This is a genomic window from Kineosporia sp. R_H_3 (assembly GCF_002198675.1).
In the GTDB taxonomy this organism is placed as follows: Bacteria; Actinomycetota; Actinomycetes; order Actinomycetales; family Kineosporiaceae; genus R-H-3.
The window spans coordinates 1-18,586 of record NZ_MWLL01000184.1; the positions used below are offsets into that span (position 1 = coordinate 1).

Here is an 18,586-nt window from a genome sequence, read left to right on the forward strand (position 1 = left end):
GTCGGGGTACCAGCCGCACCGCCCGGCCACCCCGGCCGGCTGGTACCCCGACCCCTGGCGGGCGGCACCGCTGCGCTGGTGGGACGGCCGCGCCTGGACCGGGTGGACCCACCCGCCCGCCGGGCGCTGACCGGTGACCTCGCCGCGGAGCGGGGCGCCGCCGGTGACCCGGGACGTCCTGCCGGAAGCCGTCGCCGACCTCTACCGTGCCGCTCCCCGGGCCTGCCTCGCCGTCGTCCTCGACGGCTCGACCCGGCTGCTGCCGGTCCAGGTGCAGGGCGACCCGGCGGCGCTGACCGTCACGGTCGCTGCCGAGGACGCCGACCGGCTGGACGGTGCGCGGGCCCAGGTCATGCTCGACGACGGGATCGGCTGGTTCGCCCTGCGGGCGGTGGCCGTCCGTGGCGTCCTCCGGTGCACCGGCGACGACGGCGCACCGGGCCGTGCGACGTTCCGTCTCGCCGCGGACCGGACCGTCTGCTGGGACTACGGCGCCCTGCGCCCGGTCGGCACACCGGCACCGGCGCCCGACGGCCGGTCCGCAGAACCGTTGCACCGCAACGCGGTCCCGACGGCAGAGCCCCAGGGCGACGGTGACGCACCGGGCGACGCGCTGCGCTTCGTCCGCGCGAGCCGGGTGCTCGTCCTCGGGACGACGTCCCCCGGCGGTATGCCGTTCGCGACCCCGATCTGGTTCGTCCCCGACCGCGGAGGCGTCCTCCGGGTGACGTCCGGCGGGTCGTCCTGGGCGGGCCGCAACGTGACGACCCACCCGGACGTCACGCTCCTGCTCGGCGGCGAGCGCGGTCGCGCGGACCGGCGCCGGCTCCTCGTCGAGGGCACCGCCGTCGTCCGGTCCGGGCTGCCGCCGCTGCGGACCGCGACCGCACTCGCGGCGCGCTACTACCTCGCCCCGCACGAGCTGGCCACGGAGCTACGGCACCTGCCCCGCTGGCGGTTCCGGCAGGCCTACTACGCGCAGCACGGCGGGGAACCGGGCCACCTCGAGGTGGCGGTCCGCCGCGCCCGCTTCGTCCGGCAGCCGGGCGACGCCCCCGCCGAAGGGTCGCCCTCGCACCTCACGGGATGACGGTCCGCCCGTCGACGATCGGGAACCCCGGGTTCCACGCGACCTCCCACGTGTGGCCGTCGGGGTCGGCGAAGCACGCGTGGTAGACCTCGTAGTCGGTCGTCGTCGGCGCGAGCGTCTGCCGCGCGCCCGCTGCCAGCGCGGCCGCGAGGGCGGCGTCGACCTCCTCGGCGCTGCCGAGGTTGACCGCGACGGTCACGCCCGAGAACGACCCGGGCGGGCGGACGTCACCGGCCCCGTACCCCGAGTCGACCGCGAGCGCCGCCGCCTCGTAGACGCCGAGGTAGAAGCCACCGACGTCGAACCAGTGGATGACGCCGTCCACCGACCGCGTCGACCGCGGCCACCCGAGCGCGGTGTAGAAGGCGGCCGCACGGTCGACGTCCGCCACGCCGAGCGTGATGATCGAGACGTTCCCCGGGCCGGCCACGACCTCAGACCGACGAGCCCTCGTCGACCGCCGTGGCGTCACCGTCGACGACGTGCATCGCCGCCTCCTCCGCGCTCGCCGCTCCGGCGTCGATGCCGACGTCGGACGCGACGAGGTCCTTCTCGGTGTCCTCGTGCGCCCCCTCGTCCGGCGCGACGAGCCGTCCGGCCCGGGGCCCGCCGACCTCGCCGTCGTCGAGGATCTCGCCCTCGACCGGGTCGACCGCGAGAGCCGGGTCCGGCTCTTCCTGCGCGAGGCGCTGGTCGAGGGACTCCCCGGTCATCTCCTCCTCGAGGGTCGTGCCGAACGAGTCCATCGCCCGGGGCCGCTCCGGCGGGGACCAGGACGTGTCGAGGACCTCGTCCGCCCCGTCCTCACCGAAGACCTGGTCCAGGTCCAGCACCTCGGAGTCGTTCTCGTCGTCGTTGACCGGTTCGTAGATGCCGTCGCTCACGGCACGAGCCTGTCACCGCGCCGCCCGCGCGCCAATCGATCCGCGCCCGTCGATCCGCGCCATCGATCCGCGCTGCTCGACCCGCGCCGCGGCATCCTGGAGGCATGGACAGGCTGCCGGCCGACGACCCGCTGGACCGCTTCGTCGTCCCCGGCGCCGTCGTCCTCGTCGGCGAGATGCACGGGACCCACGAGCTGCCCGCCGTCGTCGCCCGGCTCACCGCTCTCGCCGTCGGTCGCGGTCTGCCCGTCGCGGTCGTCCTGGAGGTCCCGTCGTCCGAGCAGCCGGCCCTCGACGCGTTCTTCTCGCGCGAGGACGACACGGCCGCGCGGACGGCGCTCACGGCGTCCCGGTTCTGGCACCCGCCGCCCGGGTTCGACGACGGCCGCGCCGGCCGCGGCCTCCTGCGGCTCCTCCGGTCCCTGCACCGCACCGCGCAGCAGGGCACCCTGGCCGTCCGCGCCGTCGACCTGCCCTGGTCGGAGCCGGGCACCGCGGTGCCGGACGACGTCGTGGCCCTGCTAGACCGGCCGCGCGACGCCGCCATGGCCGACCTCGCCGCCGCCGCGTCCACCCCGGTCGTCGCCGACGGCGGAGCGGCGGTCCTGCTGGCGGGCAACGCCCACACCCGTGTCCGCCGCCGGGTCCCGTTCGGGCCGTCACCGCTCGGCGCCCTTCTCGCGCGACGCTTCCCGGACCTCGTGTCCCTGCGCGGCCACTGGTCCGGCGGCGCCTGCCGGGCGATGGTCTCCGGGCCGGGCGAGCCGGTCCCGGACGGCGCCCGGGTCGTGCGGCTCGGCCCGTCACCGACCGCACCGGGCTCGGCAGGGCTGTGGACGACGGCTCGCGAGACCCGCCGGACCGGGCACCACGGCTGGGTGAACGTCGGCCACCTGACGCCGTCCTCCCCGCTGCCGCCGCCGGGCACGTGGCCGGACGGGTCGCCGGTACGTCCTGGCGCACCGGGCTCCCCCGGCCCGAGGATCGACCCGTGACGACACAGCACCCGGGCACCGCCGGCCCGCTCTCCCCCCTCCGCACGCTCTACCTCGCCACCGCCGGCGTGGCCGTCGACCTGCTCGAGCGCCACGAGGTCGCCCGGCACTGGGACGAGCCGAGCATCCTCGACCGGATGACGGTCGGGGACCTCGCCGCGCACCTCGGCCGCTCCGTCCTGCTCGTCGCGGCCTTCCTCGACGCCGACCCGCCGCCGACCGGGCCCACGATCGGTGCCGAGGCGTACTTCGGCGCCTTCACCGGCCTCGACGACCTCGACTCCGACATGAACACCGGCATCCGGTCCCGGGCCCACGAGGACGCCTCCCCCGGTCCGGCCGGCGTCGCGGCCCGCGCACGCACGTGCCTCGACAGCCTGCCCGCACGGTTCGGGGCCGAGCCCGCCGACCGGCTCGTCGCCGCCTACGGCGGGCAGGTCATGCTCCTCGACGAGTTCCTCCGCACCCGGCTCGTCGAGCTGTGCGTGCACGCCGAGGATCTCGAGCTGTCCGTGGGGCTCGGGCCGGGCGTCGACGCCGCGGACGACGTCGCCGACCCGCCCGACGACGCACTCTCCGAGGCGGTCGCCGTCCTCGTCGGGGCCGCACGGCACCGGCACGGCGACGCCGCCGTCCTGCGGGCGCTCGCCCGCCGCGAACGCGACGCCGTCGACGCCCTGCGCTCGTTCTGACCCGGCCGGCCCCGCGTCAGGTGAGCGTGACCGACCGGCTCACCGTCTGCGCCGCGGTGATCCCCGGGTAGGTCACGAGCACCGTGACGGTCACGGCGCCCTTCGGCGAGCGCGCGGTCTTCCACGACAGCTCGAGCTCGCGGTCGGAGCGGTCGTACTCCCGCACGCACCTCGGCGCGAGGGTCTGGACGCCGATCACCTCGACCTTCACCGAGCACGTCGCGACCCACTGCCGGGCGAGCGCGTCCGGCACCGTCCGGCCGTTCGCGTCACGCAGCTGCACGCGCACCTGGACGGTGGACCCGGCACGCGCCGTCGCGCCGTCCGCGGGCCGCGTCACCGAGACCGCGAACCGGACCTCCTGCGCGAAGGTCGTCGTGCTGCCCGAGTAGTCGGCGTCGCCGGAGTACAACGCCCCGACGGTCGTCGCGCCGGGCGGCAGGTCCCGGGTCGACGCGCTCGTCGCGACGCCGCCGACGAGCGGCACCGGCGCCCCGAAGGCCTTGCCGCCGAGGGTGAACTGCACGGTGCCGGTCGGGGTCGCCTCCCCGGCGACGGGCGAGACCGTCGCCGTCCACGACACCGCGCCGCGGTAGGTCGCGGCCGGCGCGGACGACGTCACGGCGGTCGTCGTGGCGCCCACCGTCTGCAGGCCCGTGACGACCGGGTCGTGGTCGCTCGTGCGGAACCGGTCCGGTGCGTAGAGGGACGCCGGCCCGGCGCCGACCTGGAACACGGACTTGAAGTTCGTGTTGTAGTCGAGCACCGACGCCTCGTCGGAGTTGATGTGGACGTCCGCGGCACCGGTCGCCCTCGGCGCGAGGGAGGCCGAGGCGAGCACGTGGTCGAGGTAGCCCCACTGGCCGTCGAAGACGTAGGAGTACGCCTCCTCGCCGCCGAAGCGCTTCGGCAGGTTGACGTACCCGGCGCTCTCGAGCGCGAAGACCGGGTCCTCCCCCGCGTACGAGTTGAGGTCACCGACGACGAGCACGTCCGTGGTCCCGGCGGCCGGGGCGACGTCCGCGGCGAGCCAGCGCGCGAGCTCGGTCGCCTGCGCCGTCCGCCGGGCGTTCCAGCAACTCTGCCCGTCGCCCCGGTCGGCGTCGGGCGACGTGAGGTCGGTCGGGCACGAGCCCTTGGACTTGAAGTGGTTCGCGACGACCGTGACCCGCGCACCGTTGCGGCGCACGAGGAACGTCTGGGCGACCGGGTGCCGCTCGAAGACGTCGAGGCCTGCGGCGTCCTTGGCCCGGTCGGTGAACGTCGCCCCCGCCACCGGCGTCACCGCGGCCGGCTTGTAGAGCAGCGCCGTCCGGATCGCGTCGGTGCCGGCGGAGTTCGTCACGCCGGTGCCCGCGTCCGCGTCGACGAACGCCCAGGTGCCCGCCCCCTCGGCCGCGTTGAGCGCGTCCACGAGGACGGCCACGGAGCTCGACGGGCCGTACCCGTCGTTCTCGAGCTCGTTGACCCCGAGGACGTCGACGCCGAGCGAGGTGATCGCCAGGACCTGCTTGGGCAGCTGCCGGTCGTACTCGAGCTGGTTCTCCGCACCGCGGCAGCCCGTCGTCGGCCCGCCGACCCCGAGCGTGCAGCCGGTGAAGGTGTTGAAGAAGTTCAGCAGGTTGGCGCTGCCCACCCGCAGCGTGCCGCCGACGTCCGGCGTCCCCGCGGGCCGCGGGTTCGTCGCCTCGAACGTCGCCGTACCGCCGAGGGCGCCGACCGGCCGCACCCGGAACGCGTTCGGGGAGGCGGTGGCGTCACCGCCGAAGCCGTACGTGAGGACGCCGACCGCGCCGGTCACCGTGTCCCCGCCGCGCAGCGGGTTCGTCGCCGACAGCGGCGCGCCCCCGCGCCCGAAGACGATCGTCGCCGGGTTCTGCACGTTGGAGCCGTCGTCGAGGAAGATCTGGTCCGCGAGGTTCTCGGCCTGCAGGGCGGCGGCCTCCGGGCCGGGCCGGAACCGCGCCGTCGGCTGGACGAGCTTGCCGCCCGACGACACGAGCACCTCGCCGAACCGGCCGAGCTGGAACAGCTCCGTGACCGTCATGGTCTGCGGCAGCCGGACGAGCATCCCCTCGAACGGCTCGAGCTGCTCTGGCGTCGCCGGCAGCGTCACGTCGACGGGGGCCGGTGCGGGGGCGTCGGCGCAGACGTCGATCCGGGACGCCGAGACCTGGGTCTGGTCCTGGAACTCGCCGGCCGTGCCGGTCACCTGCACCGTCTGCCCCGGGCGCACCGAGTCCGGCGAGAGCCCCTCGAGGTTGTTGAAGACGAACACCGCGTCGGACGTCGTCGGGTCGCCGTCACCGGCGTCCTGGAGGTAGAAGCCGCGCAGCGCGGGCGCCGGGCCCTCGTAGTCCCCGACGACGGTGCCCTGGACGGTCACGGTCGTTCCCGGGACCGGCGTCGCGGGACCGCTGCCCTGGACCGCACCGGCCGTCGTGTCCGGCGCGGAGCAGTCCGTGCCGGGTGCTGCGGCCACCGCGGTCGCGGCCCGCGGCGTGGGCACCGCGGCGCTGAAGTCGGCGAGGTTGTCGTCGGTGTCCGCACCGTCGAGCCGGTACACCCCGAGCGCGTTGCCGCCCGGCTCGGCCGCCGCCGGCCCCTCCCAGTCGTTCGGGGTGCCGTAGCCGACGAAGTCGACGACGCCGGGCGCGGCCGCGCACGACACCGCGACCGAGCACCCGGCGAGCGGCGCCGTCGCGCCGACCAGGGCGACCTTGCCGCTCGTGGCGCTCATGTTCGTCGTCCCGGTCGCGTCCGGCGCGGGGAGCGCCGGGAACGTGGCCGCGCCGCCGGCGAGCTGCACCAGGTAGAACGCGCCGGGCTCGACCGTGCCGGTGAGCGGTGTCGCCGCGAACGTCGTCCCGGCCGCCGACGCGTACTGCACCGACCAGCCGGTCACGTCGACCGCGACGCTCCCCCGGTTCTGGAGCTCGACGTAGTCGTTGCGGAACGAGGCGCCGCCGTTCCCGCCGCCGCCGTAGACCTCGCTGACGACGAGCCCGGACGACGCCGCCCCGGCCGCCGTCGCACCCGCGAGACCGGTGAGGCCGGACGCACAAACAGCGGCGGCGACCCCCGCGACGAGCCACTTCCTGCGGCCGGAGCGGCGGGAGGGCGCAGGGCGTGCGGCGATCGAGCGCGACGACATGAAGGACCCCTCCGGCCACGGGACGACTGCCCGCGAACCTATGGGATGACCCGGACCCTTGTGAACCCTTGGTGTCGAATGACCGGTGAACGCCGCATGACGGCTATGTCCGCTCCGCGTGGTGGCGGCCGGTCCCGGCGGAGGGCGGCGGTCAGCCGCCGGCCGGGAGCGTCCGCACGGCGCGGGCCTGCGCCGCCCGCTCGGCGAGCAGCGCGTCGTCCGGGTAGACCACCTCGACGAGGGTCAGCCCCTGCGGTCCCACGACCGCGGCCCCCGGGTCCCGGACCCGGCCCGCGAGCACCTCGGCGGGCCAGGCGGGCGGACGGCGGCCGTCCCCGACGGCGAGCAGGGCGCCGACGAGAGCCCGGACCATCGAGTGGCAGAAGGCGTCCGCGACGACCCGGGCGACGGCGAACCCGTCGGCGTCGCGGGTCCACCCGTACTCCAGGAGCGTCCGGACCGTCGTCGCGCCGTCGCGCCGCTTGCAGAAGGCCGCGAAGTCGTGGAGCCCGACGAGCCGGCCCGCGGCGGCGTCCATCGCCGCGACGTCGAGCGGGCGGCGGTGCGCGAGCACGTCGTGCCGCCGCAGCGGCGGCACCCCGGCGGGGTCGTCGCAGACCCGGTACGCGTACCGGCGCCGCAGCGCCGAGAAGCGGGCGTCGAAGCCGGCCGGGGCGGGCGCGGCGCGGTGCACCCGGACGTCGCCGGGCAGGACGCCGGCGAGCCGGCGCAGCAGGGCCTGCGCGGGCGCCAGGTCGCTGCGGCCCGGCAGCGCCGCCCAGCGGTCCGGCGGGAGGTCGACGTGCGCGACCTGCCCGGTGGCGTGGACACCGGCGTCCGTGCGCCCCGCGACGACGAGCCCGAGCCCCTCCTCCGGCACCTGCAGGACCGTCCCGAGCCCGGCGAGCAGCGTCCCGGCGACCGTCCGCCGGCCCGGCTGCACGGCCCATCCGGCGAAGTCGGTGCCGTCGTAGCCGAGGTCGAGGCGGACCCGGACGAGCGGTGACCCGCCGCCGTCCCCGGCAAAGCCGGCGAGCCCGCCGGCCCCGGTCGGCGCAGCAGCGTCACGCTGTGCGCCTCCGGGCCCGGCGGGCTCGTCGGAGGTGGTGCTGGGGTGGTGCGTGCTCAGGCCTTCGCCTCGTCGTCCGCCTCGTCGTCCGCCGGCTTGGCGTTGACGAAGCCCGCGGCCTCGGCGGCCTCGGCGGTCCGGAACCAGACCTCGGCCTTCGTCTGGCCGTACCAGGGCGACTCGGGCGTGTGGAACTTCATCGAGTCCGCGTTGCCCTTGATGTCGAAGCCCTCGGGCGCCGAGCCGTCCGCCGGGGCGGCGGCCGAGTCGGGACCGTACGGACCCTCGGCCGGCTCCGCGGCGGCCTCCACGACCGGGGTCTCCTCGGCGGGAGCCTCGGCAGCGGCGGCCTTCTTGGCCGGCGCCTTCTTGGCGGCCCGCTTCGTCGCGGCCTCGGCCTCGGCGACGGTCGACTTCTTCGCGCTGAGCGGCTCGAGCACGAGCTCGATGACCGCCATGGGCGCGTTGTCGCCCTTGCGGGGGCCGATCTTCGTGATCCGGGTGTAGCCACCCTGACGCTCGGCCATGACCGGCGCGATCTCGGTGAAGAGCTCGTGCACGACGCTCTTGTCCCGCACGACGGTCAGCACGCGCCGACGGGCCGCGAGGTCGCCGCGCTTGGCGAAGGTGATGAGCCGCTCGGCCAGCGGGCGCACCCGCTTCGCCTTGGCCTCCGTGGTCGTGATGCTCCGGTGCGCGAACAGCTGCGTGGCCAGGTTGGCCAGGAGCAGCCGCTCGTGCGCCGGACCACCGCCGAGCCGCGGACCCTTGGTGGGCGTGGGCATGTCTGTCGTTCTCCTCGCGAGTTGCCCCGGGCCTGGCTAGCAGGCCCGGGGTGGGGTGGTCAGAGCTGCTCGTCCTCGGCGTAGGACATGTCGTCGTCGGCGCCGAAGCTGTCGACGACGAGCGCGGGGTCGAACCCGGGCGGGCTGTCCTTGAGAGCAAGACCCATGCCGTGGAGCTTGGCCTTGACCTCGTCGATGGACTTCGCGCCGAAGTTGCGGATGTCGAGCAGGTCCGCCTCGCTGCGCGCGACGAGCTCGCCGACGGTGTGGATGCCCTCGCGCTTGAGGCAGTTGTAGGAGCGGACCGTGAGGTCGAGCTCCTCGATCGGCAGCGCGAGGTCGGCCGCGAGCGCGGCGTCCGACGGCGACGGGCCCATGTCGATGCCCTCGGCCTCGACGTTCAGCTCGCGGGCGAGACCGAACAGCTCGACGAGCGTCTTGCCGGCCGACGCCATGGCGTCGCGCGGCTGCGTCGAGGGCTTGGTCTCGACGTCGACGATGAGCCGGTCGAAGTCGGTGCGCTGCTCGACACGCGTCGCCTCGACCTTGTACGTCACCTTGAGGACCGGCGAGTAGATCGAGTCGACCGGGATGCGGCCGATCTCCTGGTCACCGGACTTGTTCTGGTTCGCCGAGACGTAGCCACGACCGCGCTCGACGGTCAGCTCCATCTCGAGCTTGCCCTTGCCGTTGAGGGTCGCGATGTGGAGGTCCGGGTTGTGCACCTCGACGCCCGCCGGCGGCGCGATGTCCGCGGCGGTGACGGTGCCCGGGCCCTGCTTGCGCAGGTACATGACGACCGGCTCGTCGTGCTCGCTGGAGACGACGAGGCCCTTGATGTTGAGGATGAGCTCGGTGACGTCCTCCTTCACCCCCGGGACGGTGGTGAACTCGTGGAGGACGCCGTCGACGCGGATGCTCGTGACCGAGGCACCGGGGATCGACGAGAGCAGCGTGCGCCGCAGGCTGTTGCCGAGCGTGTAGCCGAAGCCGGGCTCGAGGGGCTCGATGACGAACCGCGAACGGTTCTCGCCGACGACCTCTTCGGTCAGCGTCGGCCGCTGTGCGATGAGCATGTCGTGATCTTCCTTCCAGGAGCATCCGCTATTTGATGCCCCGAGCTGACCCTGCGCGGCCTCCATATGCCGTCAGGGGTGGTGCCGGTGGTTCGCCTGCCCCGTGGTGCGGCAGGAGCGTGCGAAGGCGCGGGAGGGCCGAAGCCCTCCCGCGCCACGTCACTACTTGCTGTAGAGCTCGACGATCAGCTGCTCCTGGACCGGGGTGTCGATGACCTGGCGGGCCGGGAGGCCGTGGACCAGGACACGCATCCGGTTCGGGATGACCTCGAGCCACGCCGGGACGGTCCGCTCGCCGGCCTCGGCGCGCGCGATGACGAAGGGCGTCATCTCGAAGGACTTCTCGCGCACCTCGATGATGTCGTTCTCCGTCACGCGGTACGACGGGATGTCGACCTTGTGGCCGTTCACGAGGATGTGACCGTGCCGGACGACCTGACGGGCCATGTCCCGGGACTTGGCGAAGCCGGCCCGGTACACGACGTTGTCGAGCCGCGACTCGAGGATGCGCAGCAGGTTCTCGCCGGTCTTGCCGGTCCGGCGGTTCGCCTCCTCGTAGTAGCCACGGAACTGCTTCTCGAGGACCCCGTAGATGCGCGCGGCCTTCTGCTTCTCGCGCATCTGGAGCAGGCACTCGCTCTCCTTGGTGCGCGCGCGGCCGTGCTCACCCGGCGGGTAGGGCCGGATCTCGATCGGGCACTTCGGGCTGTCGCACTTTGCACCCTTGAGGTACAGCTTGGTCTTCTCGCGGCGGCAGCGCTTGCAGTCAGCGCCGGTGTAACGCGCCATGTGTACTCGTTCTCCTCAGGCTGGGTCGGGTCGGCGCGTCAGACGCGGCGGCGCTTCGGCGGGCGGCACCCGTTGTGCGGGGTGGGGGTGACGTCCTGGATCGAGCCCACCTCGAGGCCGGTGGCCTGGAGGGAGCGGATCGCGGTCTCGCGGCCGGAACCCGGCCCCTTGACGAAGACGTCGACCTTGCGCATCCCGTGCTCCTGCGCCCGGCGTGCAGCGGCCTCGGCGGCCATCTGCGCGGCGAACGGCGTGGACTTGCGGGAGCCCTTGAAGCCGACCTGACCGGCGGAGGCCCACGAGATCACGGCGCCCGTCGGGTCCGTGATGGACACGATCGTGTTGTTGAAGGTGCTCTTGATGTGCGCCTGGCCGTGGGAGACGTTCTTCTTCTCCTTGCGACGGGGCTTGCGCGCCCCGGCGGCGACCCTCTTCTGGGGAGGCATCTACCAAATACTCCTGGTCTGTGTGGCTGGTCTGCAGTCTGAGATCGGGCCGGCGAGGCGGGCCCGGGAAGCGGCGCGGGACGACGTCCGCAGGACGGCGTCGCGCCGGCTACTACTTCTTGCCCGGCTTCTTCTTGCCGGCGACCGTGCGCTTCGGACCCTTGCGCGTACGCGCGTTGGTCTTCGTGCGCTGGCCGCGGACGGGCAGGCCGCGGCGGTGCCGCAGACCCTCGTAGCACCCGATCTCGACCTTGCGCCGGATGTCCGCCGCGACCTCGCGGCGGAGGTCACCCTCGACCTTGAAGTTCACGTCGATGTAGTCACGGAGCTTGACGAGGTCCTCGTCACCGAGGTCACGAACCCGGGTGTCCGGGTTGATGCCGGTGGCTGCGAGGGCCTCCTTGGAGCGGGTGCGACCCACGCCGAAGATGTAGGTGAGCGCGATCTCGACCCGCTTCTCGCGGGGGAGGTCGACGCCGACGAGGCGTGCCATGGATCTCTCTTCTGTGCTCGGAGGTCTGCTGCAGCACCGGTCCCGGGGATCTGTCCGGGTCCCCGGCCTCCGGCCGGGGGTGGCGTCCCGAGGGTGGCCCTGACGGGCCTGACCGCTCGGGGGGCGGGTTACTGCTCTGGGCGGTGCGACGTACGTGCGGGGACCCTCAGGTCCTGGTCCGCCGGAGTGAGCCTTCGCTCAGCCCTGGCGCTGCTTGTGACGCTGGTTCTCGCAGATGACCATGACCCGGCCGTGACGGCGGATCACCTTGCACTTGTCGCAGATCTTCTTGACGCTCGGCTTGACCTTCATCGCTGTCTTTCAGACGTGACGCACGCGCACCCGCATCGCGTGAGCTGCGCGTCAGAGGCGGTCGGGTTACTTGTAGCGGTAGACGATGCGACCACGAGACAGGTCGTACGGGCTCAGCTCCACCACGACCCGGTCCTCGGGGAGGATTCGGATGTAGTGCTGGCGCATCTTGCCCGAGATGTGGGCGAGAACCTTGTGACCGTTGCCCAGCTCCACGCGGAACATCGCGTTCGGCAGTGCCTCGACCACGGTGCCCTCGATCTCGATGACCCCGTCTTTCTTGGCCATGTCCTCCGCATTCCTTCTGACCGGGTGGACCCCGGGCACGTTGACCTTCTCAGCGCACGTGTGACGGGCGCCTGCCATCTCCAGACCAGCCGCGGGGAGACGATGGGCACAGATGTTCGTGAGCCGACTAGCGAGTCTACGCCAGCGACACGCCGGGAGAGAAATCGTCGCTTTGTCGCACCCCGGCGTGCGGGCCCCGGCGTCCGCGCCACGACGTCCGCGCGACGACGTCCGCGGCGCGCAGGGACTCAGTCCGCGAGCGGGGCGACCTTCACGCCGAGCGCGCCGAGCGCCGCCTCTCCGCCGTCCCGCGCGGTGAGCACCCAGATCCCGCCGTCGTGCAGGGCGACCGAGTGCTCCCAGTGCGCGGCCTTGCCGCCGTCCCGGGTCGCGACGGTCCAGCCGTCGGCCAGCTCCCGGCTCGCGGGGTCGCCGGCGGCGAGCATCGGCTCGATCGCCACGCACAGGCCCGCCCGCATCCGCGGTCCCTTGTCCCGCGTGCGGTAGTTGAGCACGTGCGGCGCCTGGTGCATCTCGGTGCCGATCCCGTGGCCGCCGTAGTCCTCGACGAGGCCGTAGCGGTCCGCGACGTGGTCCTCGACGGCCCCGCCGATCTCCCCGAGCCGCTCCCCCGCCCGGATCGCGGCGATGCCGTGCCACATCGAGGACTCGGTCACCGCGGACAGGTCCGCGTCCCGGGGGTCGACCGTGCCGTCGGCCCGCGGGACGACGGCGGTGAACGCCGAGTCGCCGTGCCACCCGGACAGGATCGCCCCGCAGTCGACCGAGACGACGTCGCCCTCACGGACGACCCGCGCGCCGGGGATCCCGTGGACGATCTCCTCGTTGACCGAGATGCACGTGACGGCGGGGAACGGCGGGTGCCCGTAGCCGAGGAACGACGGGACGGCGCCCGCGGAGCGGATGACGTCGTGCGCGACGGCGTCCAGCTCCTTCGTCGTGACCCCGGGCCGCAGGGCCGCACGGACGGCGTCGAGCGCGTCGGCGACGACGAGCCCGGCCTTGCGCATCAGGCGGATCTGGTCCGTCGTCTTGTACTGGATCCGGTCGCGTCCGAGCATGCGGGAGAGCCTACGTGAGGTCCGGGCCCGGTTCGCGCCGTCCCCGTTCGCACCCGCCCGGCCCGTGCGACGCAGGAGCCCCCGGACCGTCGTGGTCCGGGGGCTCCTGCGTCGGTGCGGGTCGTGCGGGTGCCGTCAGGCCTCGAGCGCCGACAGCGCGGCCTGGAGCCGCTCGGTGACGTCGTCGATGTCGCCCATCCCGTCGACCGCGACGAGCAGGCCGCGCGCCGAGTAGATGTCGACGAGCGGGGCGGTCTCCGAGTTGTAGACCTCCTGCCGGTGCCGGATGACGTCCTCGGTGTCGTCCTCGCGGCCCTCGACGGTCGCCCGGTTGAGCAGCCGGGCGACGAGCTCGTCGGTGTCCGCGGTGAGCTGGACGACGGCGTCGAGGCCGCTGTCGGCCGCGGCGAGCAGGGCGTCGAGCGCCTCGACCTGGCCCGCGTTGCGCGGGTACCCGTCGAGGAGGAAGCCGTTCTCGGTGTCGGGCTGGGCGAGGCGGTCCTTGACCATGTCGTTCGTGACCTCGTCGGGCACGAGCTTGCCCGCGCTGGTGTAGCTCTGCGCGAGCTGCCCGAGCGGCGTCCCGCCCTTGATGTTCGCCCGGAAGATGTCTCCGGTCGAGATCGCGGGGATGCCGAGCCGCTCCGAGAGCCGCTTGGCCTGGGTCCCCTTGCCCGCCCCGGGAGGGCCGAGAAGGACGAGTCTCATGGGTGCACCGACCTCACCGGGTGCGCGCCGGGGCGCACCTCATCGCAGGAACCCTTCGTAGTGCCGCTGCTGGAGCTGGGACTCGATCTGCTTCACCGTCTCCAGGCCGACGCCCACGATGATGAGGATCGACGTGCCGCCGAACGGGAACGAGTTCGTGTTCGCGTTGAGCAGCGCGAAGGCCACCAGCGGGATCAGCGAGATCACCGCGAGGTAGATCGCCCCCGGCAGCGTGATGCGGGTGAGGACGTAGTCCAGGTACTCCGCCGTCGGCCGGCCGGCCCGGATGCCCGGGATGAAGCCGCCGTACTTCTTCATGTTCTCGGCGACCTCGTCCGGGTTGAACGTGATCGCGACGTAGAAGTACGTGAAGAAGATGATGAGCGCGACGTAGGCGAGCATGTAGATCGGGTGGTCACCCTTGACCAGGTGGGTCTCGATCCAGTTCACCCAGGCCGACGGTGGCTGGGTCCGGTCGCCCCGGTTGAACTGGGCGATGAGCGCCGGGATGTAGAGCAGCGACGAGGCGAAGATGACCGGGATGACGCCGGCCATGTTGACCTTGATCGGGATGTACGTGCTCGTCCCGCCGTACATCTTGCGGCCGATCTGGCGCTTGGCGTACTGGACCGGGATGCGGCGCTGGGACTGCTCGACGAAGACGACGAGCGCCATGATGACGATGCCGATCGCGATGACGATGAGCATCGTGTCGATGCTGTCGTTCTGCTGCTTGATCGACCACAGGGCGCCGGGGAAGCCGGCCGCGATCGAGGTGAAGATGAGCAGCGACATGCCGTTGCCGACGCCGCGCTCGGTGACGAGCTCGCCGAGCCACATGATGAGGCCCGTGCCGGCCGTCAGCGTGACGACCATGAGCAGGATCGTCACGTAGCTGTTGCTCGGGACGAGATCCTCGTTGCAGCTCTGGAAGAGCCCGCCGGGGTTGCGCGCGATCGCGACGAGCGTCGTCGACTGGAGGATCGCGAGGCCGATGGTGAGGTACCGCGTGTACTGCGTGAGCTTCGCGGTGCCGGCCTGGCCCTCCTCCTTGAGCGTCTCGAAGCGGGGGATGACGACGGTGAGCAGCTGGATGATGATGCTCGCGGTGATGTAGGGCATGATCCCCAGCGCGAACACCGACAGCTGCAGCAGCGCCCCGCCGCTGAAGAGGTTGATGAGGCCGAGACCACTGTTGGCCTGGGTGCCGATGCACCGCTGGACCGCCTGGTAGTCGACCCCGGGGGTCGGGACGAACGAGCCCAGCCGGAAGACCGCCATGATCGCCATGGTGAACAGCAGCTTGCGCCGCAGGTCCGGCGTCCGGAAGGCCCGGGCGAACGCGGAGAGCACAACTTCCTCCTGCGCGCCGCCCGAGGGGGCGGCCTAGAGACAACCTCGTCGTGACCATAACATCCGGCCCTCCCCGGTTCGGGAGAGGCGCGGAAGGCTGCCGCGACGAGAGGTGGCACGTGCTCGGCGAGCGGTGCCGGTGCGCCGCGCGGGGTGACGTGCGTCCCCCCGCGGAGGCTGGACAAGCAGGAAGGGTCCGCACCCACCGCCTCAGGGGCGACGGGCCGGACCCGGCCTGGGTGGTGCGAGGTGGACCCGCGGTCCGGCGGCGGGCGGCCGGCGCGGTGCGCCGGCCGCCTGCACGTCAGAGCGTGGTCGCGGTGCCCCCGGCGGCGGCGATCTTCTCGCGGGCGCTGGCGGAGAACGCGTTGACCGTGACCTGCAGGGCCACCGTCACCTCGCCGTCGCCGAGCACCTTGACCGGAGCGCCGTCACGGACGGCGCCCTTGGCGACGAGGTCCTCGACGCTGACGGCACCGCCCTCGGGGAAGAGAGCGGAGAGCCGATCCAGGTTGACGACCTGGAACTCCACGCGGAAGCGGTTCTTGAAGCCACGGAGCTTGGGCAGACGCATGTGCAGAGGCATCTGACCGCCCTCGAAGGCGGCCGAGACCTGGTAACGCGCCTTCGTGCCCTTGGTGCCACGACCGGCGGTCTTGCCCTTGCTGCCCTCACCACGACCCACACGGGTCTTGGCGGTACGGGCGCCCGGGGCCGGACGCAGGTGGTGGACCTTGAGCGTGTGCTCGCTGTTCGTCGACTCCGACATCAGTCGTCGACCTCCTCGACCTTGACGAGGTGGCGGACGTGGCGGACCATCCCGCGGAACTCGGGACGGTCCTCCTTGACGACGGTGTCGCCGATCCGCTTCAGGCCCAGCGAACGCAGGGTGTCGCGGTGCGCCTGGATGCCACCAACCTTGGACTTGATCTGGGTCACCTTGAGGCGTGCCATCAGCTGGTCACCCCCGCACGGGCCCGCAGGAGCGCCGCCGGGGCGACGTCCTCGATCGGGAGACCGCGGCGGGCCGCGACCTCCTCGGGACGCTCGAGCCCGCGCAGCGCGGCCACCGTGGCGTGCACGATGTTGATCGCGTTGCTCGAGCCGAGCGACTTGCTGAGGACGTCGTGGATGCCGGCGCACTCGAGGACGGCGCGGACCGGGCCGCCGGCGATGACGCCGGTACCCGGCGACGCCGGCTTGAGCATGACGACGCCCGCGGCGGCCTCACCCTGGATCGGGTGCGGGATGGTGCCCTGGATGCGGGGCACCTTGAAGAAGTGCTTCTTGGCCTCCTCGACACCCTTGGCGATCGCCGCGGGCACCTCCTTGGCCTTGCCGTAGCCGACGCCCACGGTGCCGTCGCCGTCGCCCACCACGACGAGCGCGGTGAAGCTGAAGCGGCGGCCACCCTTGACGACCTTGGCCACACGGTTGATCGTCACGACGCGCTCGACGAACGCGGTCTTCTCCGCGCCGCCGTCACGACCGCCGCGCTGGTTGTCGCGGTCACGACCGCCACGGCGGCCGCTGTTGTCGCCGCTGCCACCACCGGCGGCTCCGACGGGGCCTCCGCCTCGGCGCTGGGGTCCAGCCATCAGAGGTTCCTTCCCTCTCGCATGTTCACTGCGGTCCGTGCGTACGTCACAGCGCCAGACCACCCTCGCGTGCGCCGTCGGCCACCGCGGCCACCCGGCCGTGGTACTTGTTGCCGGCCCGGTCGAACACGACCGACTCGACGCCCGCGGCCTTGGCCCGGGCGGCGACGAGCTCGCCGACCCGCTTGGCCTTGTCCGTCTTGTCGCCCTCGAGGGCGCGCAGGTCGGCCTCCATGGTGGAGGCCGAGGCCACGGTCTTGCCGACCGAGTCGTCGACGACCTGGACGAAGAGGTGCCGGGCGGACCGCGTCACGACGAGGCGCGGACGCGCCGTCGTGCCGACGATGTGCTTGCGGACACGGACGTGCCGGCGGACGCGGGCCGCGACGGACCCCTTGCCGGCGCCGCCACCGCTGCGCTTCAGACCGACTGCCATTACTTCTTCCCAGCCTTTCCGACCTTGCGCTTGACCTGCTCGCCCGCGTAGCGAACACCCTTGCCCTTGTAGGGGTCGGGCTTGCGGAGCTTGCGAAGGTTGGCCGCGACCTCGCCGACCTGCTGCTTGTCGATGCCCGACACGGAGAAGCGCGTGGGCGCCTCGACCGCGAAGGTCACGCCGGCCGGCGGCTCGACGGTGATGGGGTGGCTGTACCCCAGGGCGAACTCGAGGTTGGAGCCCTTCGCGACGACGCGGTAACCCGTGCCGACGATCTCGAGCTTCTTCTCGTAGCCCTGGGTGACACCCACGACCATGTTGGAGATGAGGGTCCGGGTGAGGCCGTGGAGCTCACGGGTCCTGCGCTCCTCGTCGGCGCGCACGACGACGAGCTTGTCGTCCTCGCGCTGGACGACGAGAGCGCCGGCGACCTCGTGGGACAGGGTGCCCTTGGGCCCCTTGACCGTCACCTCTCGGCCGTCGACGTTGATGTCGACGCCCGAGGGGACCGGGATGGGCTGCTTGCCGATGCGGGACATCTGTCTACTCTCCCGTCACCAGACGTAGGCGAGGACTTCCCCACCCACGCCCTTCTTGTTCGCCTGCTTGTCGGTCAGCAGGCCCGACGACGTCGAGAGGATCGCGATACCCAGGCCGCCGAGCACGCGCGGCAGGTTCGTCGACTTCGCGTAGACGCGCAGACCGGGCTTGCTGATGCGCCGGATGCCGGCGATCGAGCGCTCCCGGTTGGGCCCGTACTTCAGGACGATCGTCAGCGTCTTGCCGACCTCTGCGTCCGCAACGTTCCAGGAGGCGATGTAGCCCTCCTGCTGGAGGATCTCGGACACGTGCGCCTTGAGCTTGCTGTACGGCATGCTCACGGCGTCGTGGTAGGCCGAGTTCGCGTTGCGCAGACGAGTCAGCATGTCTGCGATCGGGTCGGTCATGGTCATCGGGCTTCGCCGCCCTTCCTCGCCGCGGTTTCGCCGTCACCGAGCTCGGCGACCTGCGGCGTAGTGGTCATGATGTCGTCCACGGACTCGAGGTCCAGGACGACGGGGTTGAAGGCCGGGATGCTGTGTCGCAGCGTCATCCGGCCCGTGGGAAGCGTGGACCGCAGGGGGACCAGCTCGAGGGTTGCCATCGCCGGTTACCAGCTGCTCTTCGTCACGCCCGGCAGCTCGCCGCGGTGCGCCATCTCACGAAGGCACACGCGGCACAGGCCGAACTTCTTGTAGACCGAGTGCGGACGGCCGCAGCGCTGGCAGCGCGTGTAGCCGCGGACGGCGAACTTGGGCTTGCGGTTGGCCTTGTTGATCAGTGCGGTCTTGGCCAC

At 72.6% G+C, this 18,586-nt stretch carries 26 protein-coding genes; 4 read left to right on the forward strand and 22 right to left on the reverse strand.

Annotated elements, in window-relative coordinates; genetic code table 11:
- Both ECOMGDLI_RS36905 and ECOMGDLI_RS20490 read left to right on the forward strand, forming a co-directional pair.
- Nucleotides 1–130 (forward strand): DUF2510 domain-containing protein (locus tag ECOMGDLI_RS36905; protein ID WP_143447819.1); only part of this gene is annotated, 130 nt, incomplete at its 5' end.
- A gap of 33 nt (nucleotides 131–163) precedes the next feature.
- Nucleotides 164–1,090: a pyridoxamine 5'-phosphate oxidase family protein gene (locus tag ECOMGDLI_RS20490; protein WP_143447820.1), complete on the forward strand. Its 927-nt coding sequence runs from the start codon at nucleotides 164–166 to the stop codon at nucleotides 1,088–1,090.
- Here the strand turns inward: ECOMGDLI_RS20490 and ECOMGDLI_RS20495 are convergent.
- Nucleotides 1,080–1,520 (reverse strand): VOC family protein, encoded by a 441-nt coding sequence (locus ECOMGDLI_RS20495; RefSeq protein WP_158221085.1) that lies wholly within the window; start codon nucleotides 1,518–1,520, stop codon nucleotides 1,080–1,082. The genes ECOMGDLI_RS20490 and ECOMGDLI_RS20495 overlap by 11 nt on opposite strands.
- A gap of 4 nt (nucleotides 1,521–1,524) precedes the next feature.
- A complete protein-coding gene (locus tag ECOMGDLI_RS20500; RefSeq protein WP_369812775.1) occupies nucleotides 1,525–1,923 on the reverse strand; it encodes a DUF5709 domain-containing protein in 399 nt (132 codons plus the stop codon).
- Between the two features lie 155 nt (nucleotides 1,924–2,078).
- On the opposite strand from ECOMGDLI_RS20500, the gene ECOMGDLI_RS20505 reads away from it, so the two are divergent.
- Together ECOMGDLI_RS20505 and ECOMGDLI_RS20510 are read left to right on the forward strand one after the other, a co-directional pair.
- A complete protein-coding gene (locus ECOMGDLI_RS20505) occupies nucleotides 2,079–2,969 on the forward strand; it encodes a hypothetical protein (RefSeq protein WP_088318747.1) in 891 nt (296 codons plus the stop codon).
- The gene (locus ECOMGDLI_RS20510; protein WP_088318748.1) at nucleotides 2,966–3,661 is read left to right on the forward strand and encodes a maleylpyruvate isomerase N-terminal domain-containing protein; all 696 of its coding nucleotides are present in this window, start codon (nucleotides 2,966–2,968) and stop codon (nucleotides 3,659–3,661) included. Before ECOMGDLI_RS20505 ends, ECOMGDLI_RS20510 begins: the two co-directional genes overlap by 4 nt.
- 16 nt (nucleotides 3,662–3,677) lie before the next feature.
- Here ECOMGDLI_RS20510 and ECOMGDLI_RS20515 read toward each other — a convergent pair whose 3' ends face one another.
- The 20 genes from ECOMGDLI_RS20515 to ECOMGDLI_RS20610 all read right to left on the reverse strand — a co-directional run bounded on the left by ECOMGDLI_RS20515 (nucleotide 3,678) and on the right by ECOMGDLI_RS20610 (nucleotide 18,586).
- Nucleotides 3,678–6,815 carry an ExeM/NucH family extracellular endonuclease gene (locus ECOMGDLI_RS20515; RefSeq protein WP_198955044.1) on the reverse strand — a complete coding sequence of 1,046 codons (3,138 nt, stop codon included), beginning with the start codon at nucleotides 6,813–6,815 and terminating at the stop codon, nucleotides 3,678–3,680.
- 151 nt (nucleotides 6,816–6,966) lie between these two features.
- The gene (locus tag ECOMGDLI_RS20520) at nucleotides 6,967–7,758 is read right to left on the reverse strand and encodes a tRNA pseudouridine(38-40) synthase TruA (protein WP_233153561.1); all 792 of its coding nucleotides are present in this window, start codon (nucleotides 7,756–7,758) and stop codon (nucleotides 6,967–6,969) included.
- A gap of 182 nt (nucleotides 7,759–7,940) precedes the next feature.
- Complete coding sequence (gene rplQ / locus ECOMGDLI_RS36910) at nucleotides 7,941–8,669, reverse strand: 50S ribosomal protein L17 (RefSeq protein ID WP_088318749.1); 729 nt, start codon at nucleotides 8,667–8,669, stop codon at nucleotides 7,941–7,943.
- Nucleotides 8,670–8,728: 59 nt separating this feature from the next.
- A complete protein-coding gene (locus ECOMGDLI_RS20530) occupies nucleotides 8,729–9,745 on the reverse strand; it encodes a DNA-directed RNA polymerase subunit alpha (protein ID WP_088289661.1) in 1,017 nt (338 codons plus the stop codon).
- A gap of 162 nt (nucleotides 9,746–9,907) precedes the next feature.
- Nucleotides 9,908–10,534 (reverse strand): 30S ribosomal protein S4, encoded by a 627-nt coding sequence (gene rpsD, locus ECOMGDLI_RS20535; protein ID WP_088318750.1) that lies wholly within the window; start codon nucleotides 10,532–10,534, stop codon nucleotides 9,908–9,910.
- A 38-nt stretch (nucleotides 10,535–10,572) separates the two neighbouring features.
- Nucleotides 10,573–10,980: a 30S ribosomal protein S11 gene (gene rpsK / locus ECOMGDLI_RS20540; protein WP_088289659.1), complete on the reverse strand. Its 408-nt coding sequence runs from the start codon at nucleotides 10,978–10,980 to the stop codon at nucleotides 10,573–10,575.
- Nucleotides 10,981–11,092: 112 nt separating this feature from the next.
- Nucleotides 11,093–11,473: a 30S ribosomal protein S13 gene (gene rpsM / locus ECOMGDLI_RS20545; protein WP_088318751.1), complete on the reverse strand. Its 381-nt coding sequence runs from the start codon at nucleotides 11,471–11,473 to the stop codon at nucleotides 11,093–11,095.
- A 198-nt stretch (nucleotides 11,474–11,671) separates the two neighbouring features.
- Nucleotides 11,672–11,785, reverse strand: coding sequence for a 50S ribosomal protein L36 (rpmJ, locus tag ECOMGDLI_RS20550; protein WP_088289657.1), 114 nt, complete (start codon nucleotides 11,783–11,785; stop codon nucleotides 11,672–11,674).
- A 66-nt stretch (nucleotides 11,786–11,851) separates the two neighbouring features.
- Nucleotides 11,852–12,073: a translation initiation factor IF-1 gene (infA, locus tag ECOMGDLI_RS20555; RefSeq protein WP_088289656.1), complete on the reverse strand. Its 222-nt coding sequence runs from the start codon at nucleotides 12,071–12,073 to the stop codon at nucleotides 11,852–11,854.
- Between the two features lie 248 nt (nucleotides 12,074–12,321).
- On the reverse strand, nucleotides 12,322–13,155 hold the full coding sequence (gene map / locus ECOMGDLI_RS20560) for a type I methionyl aminopeptidase (RefSeq protein ID WP_088318752.1): 834 nt from the start codon (nucleotides 13,153–13,155) through the stop codon (nucleotides 12,322–12,324).
- A gap of 135 nt (nucleotides 13,156–13,290) precedes the next feature.
- The gene (locus ECOMGDLI_RS20565) at nucleotides 13,291–13,863 is read right to left on the reverse strand and encodes an adenylate kinase (protein WP_088318753.1); all 573 of its coding nucleotides are present in this window, start codon (nucleotides 13,861–13,863) and stop codon (nucleotides 13,291–13,293) included.
- 39 nt (nucleotides 13,864–13,902) lie between these two features.
- Nucleotides 13,903–15,216, reverse strand: coding sequence for a preprotein translocase subunit SecY (secY, locus tag ECOMGDLI_RS20570; protein WP_088318754.1), 1,314 nt, complete (start codon nucleotides 15,214–15,216; stop codon nucleotides 13,903–13,905).
- Nucleotides 15,217–15,520: 304 nt separating this feature from the next.
- On the reverse strand, nucleotides 15,521–15,985 hold the full coding sequence (rplO, locus tag ECOMGDLI_RS20575) for a 50S ribosomal protein L15 (RefSeq protein ID WP_088318755.1): 465 nt from the start codon (nucleotides 15,983–15,985) through the stop codon (nucleotides 15,521–15,523).
- Nucleotides 15,985–16,170: a 50S ribosomal protein L30 gene (gene rpmD, locus ECOMGDLI_RS20580; RefSeq protein ID WP_088289651.1), complete on the reverse strand. Its 186-nt coding sequence runs from the start codon at nucleotides 16,168–16,170 to the stop codon at nucleotides 15,985–15,987. Before rpmD ends, rplO begins: the two co-directional genes overlap by 1 nt.
- Nucleotides 16,170–16,814 carry a 30S ribosomal protein S5 gene (gene rpsE, locus ECOMGDLI_RS20585; protein WP_088318756.1) on the reverse strand — a complete coding sequence of 215 codons (645 nt, stop codon included), beginning with the start codon at nucleotides 16,812–16,814 and terminating at the stop codon, nucleotides 16,170–16,172. The genes rpmD and rpsE overlap by 1 nt, the downstream gene beginning before the upstream one ends.
- Nucleotides 16,815–16,860: 46 nt before the next feature.
- Complete coding sequence (gene rplR, locus ECOMGDLI_RS20590; RefSeq protein WP_088318757.1) at nucleotides 16,861–17,250, reverse strand: 50S ribosomal protein L18; 390 nt, start codon at nucleotides 17,248–17,250, stop codon at nucleotides 16,861–16,863.
- Nucleotides 17,250–17,789: a 50S ribosomal protein L6 gene (gene rplF / locus ECOMGDLI_RS20595; RefSeq protein ID WP_088318758.1), complete on the reverse strand. Its 540-nt coding sequence runs from the start codon at nucleotides 17,787–17,789 to the stop codon at nucleotides 17,250–17,252. Before rplF ends, rplR begins: the two co-directional genes overlap by 1 nt.
- A gap of 15 nt (nucleotides 17,790–17,804) precedes the next feature.
- On the reverse strand, nucleotides 17,805–18,203 hold the full coding sequence (gene rpsH, locus ECOMGDLI_RS20600; RefSeq protein ID WP_088289647.1) for a 30S ribosomal protein S8: 399 nt from the start codon (nucleotides 18,201–18,203) through the stop codon (nucleotides 17,805–17,807).
- Nucleotides 18,200–18,343: a hypothetical protein gene (locus ECOMGDLI_RS34780; RefSeq protein WP_158220595.1), complete on the reverse strand. Its 144-nt coding sequence runs from the start codon at nucleotides 18,341–18,343 to the stop codon at nucleotides 18,200–18,202. Before ECOMGDLI_RS34780 ends, rpsH begins: the two co-directional genes overlap by 4 nt.
- Before the next feature lie 57 nt (nucleotides 18,344–18,400).
- Nucleotides 18,401–18,586 (reverse strand): type Z 30S ribosomal protein S14, encoded by a 186-nt coding sequence (locus tag ECOMGDLI_RS20610; protein ID WP_088289645.1) that lies wholly within the window; start codon nucleotides 18,584–18,586, stop codon nucleotides 18,401–18,403.

What these genes read in the sequence shown, in the direction of transcription:
- ECOMGDLI_RS20505 (WP_088318747.1), top strand. Translation starts at nt 2,079, where the DNA reads ATGGACAGGCTGCCGGCCGACGACCCGCTGGACCGCTTCGTCGTCCCC.
- ECOMGDLI_RS20515 (WP_198955044.1), bottom strand. Translation starts at nt 6,815, where the DNA reads ATGTCGTCGCGCTCGATCGCCGCACGCCCTGCGCCCTCCCGCCGCTCC.
- rplQ (WP_088318749.1), bottom strand. Translation starts at nt 8,669, where the DNA reads ATGCCCACGCCCACCAAGGGTCCGCGGCTCGGCGGTGGTCCGGCGCAC.
- ECOMGDLI_RS20530 (WP_088289661.1), bottom strand. Translation starts at nt 9,745, where the DNA reads ATGCTCATCGCACAGCGGCCGACGCTGACCGAAGAGGTCGTCGGCGAG.
- rpsD (WP_088318750.1), bottom strand. Translation starts at nt 10,534, where the DNA reads ATGGCGCGTTACACCGGCGCTGACTGCAAGCGCTGCCGCCGCGAGAAG.
- rpsK (WP_088289659.1), bottom strand. Translation starts at nt 10,980, where the DNA reads ATGCCTCCCCAGAAGAGGGTCGCCGCCGGGGCGCGCAAGCCCCGTCGC.
- rpsM (WP_088318751.1), bottom strand. Translation starts at nt 11,473, where the DNA reads ATGGCACGCCTCGTCGGCGTCGACCTCCCCCGCGAGAAGCGGGTCGAG.
- rpmJ (WP_088289657.1), bottom strand. Translation starts at nt 11,785, where the DNA reads ATGAAGGTCAAGCCGAGCGTCAAGAAGATCTGCGACAAGTGCAAGGTG.
- infA (WP_088289656.1), bottom strand. Translation starts at nt 12,073, where the DNA reads ATGGCCAAGAAAGACGGGGTCATCGAGATCGAGGGCACCGTGGTCGAG.
- map (WP_088318752.1), bottom strand. Translation starts at nt 13,155, where the DNA reads ATGCTCGGACGCGACCGGATCCAGTACAAGACGACGGACCAGATCCGC.
- ECOMGDLI_RS20565 (WP_088318753.1), bottom strand. Translation starts at nt 13,863, where the DNA reads ATGAGACTCGTCCTTCTCGGCCCTCCCGGGGCGGGCAAGGGGACCCAG.
- rplO (WP_088318755.1), bottom strand. Translation starts at nt 15,985, where the DNA reads ATGTCGGAGTCGACGAACAGCGAGCACACGCTCAAGGTCCACCACCTG.
- rpmD (WP_088289651.1), bottom strand. Translation starts at nt 16,170, where the DNA reads ATGGCACGCCTCAAGGTGACCCAGATCAAGTCCAAGGTTGGTGGCATC.
- rpsE (WP_088318756.1), bottom strand. Translation starts at nt 16,814, where the DNA reads ATGGCTGGACCCCAGCGCCGAGGCGGAGGCCCCGTCGGAGCCGCCGGT.
- rplR (WP_088318757.1), bottom strand. Translation starts at nt 17,250, where the DNA reads ATGGCAGTCGGTCTGAAGCGCAGCGGTGGCGGCGCCGGCAAGGGGTCC.
- rplF (WP_088318758.1), bottom strand. Translation starts at nt 17,789, where the DNA reads ATGTCCCGCATCGGCAAGCAGCCCATCCCGGTCCCCTCGGGCGTCGAC.
- rpsH (WP_088289647.1), bottom strand. Translation starts at nt 18,203, where the DNA reads ATGACCATGACCGACCCGATCGCAGACATGCTGACTCGTCTGCGCAAC.
- ECOMGDLI_RS34780 (WP_158220595.1), bottom strand. Translation starts at nt 18,343, where the DNA reads ATGACGCTGCGACACAGCATCCCGGCCTTCAACCCCGTCGTCCTGGAC.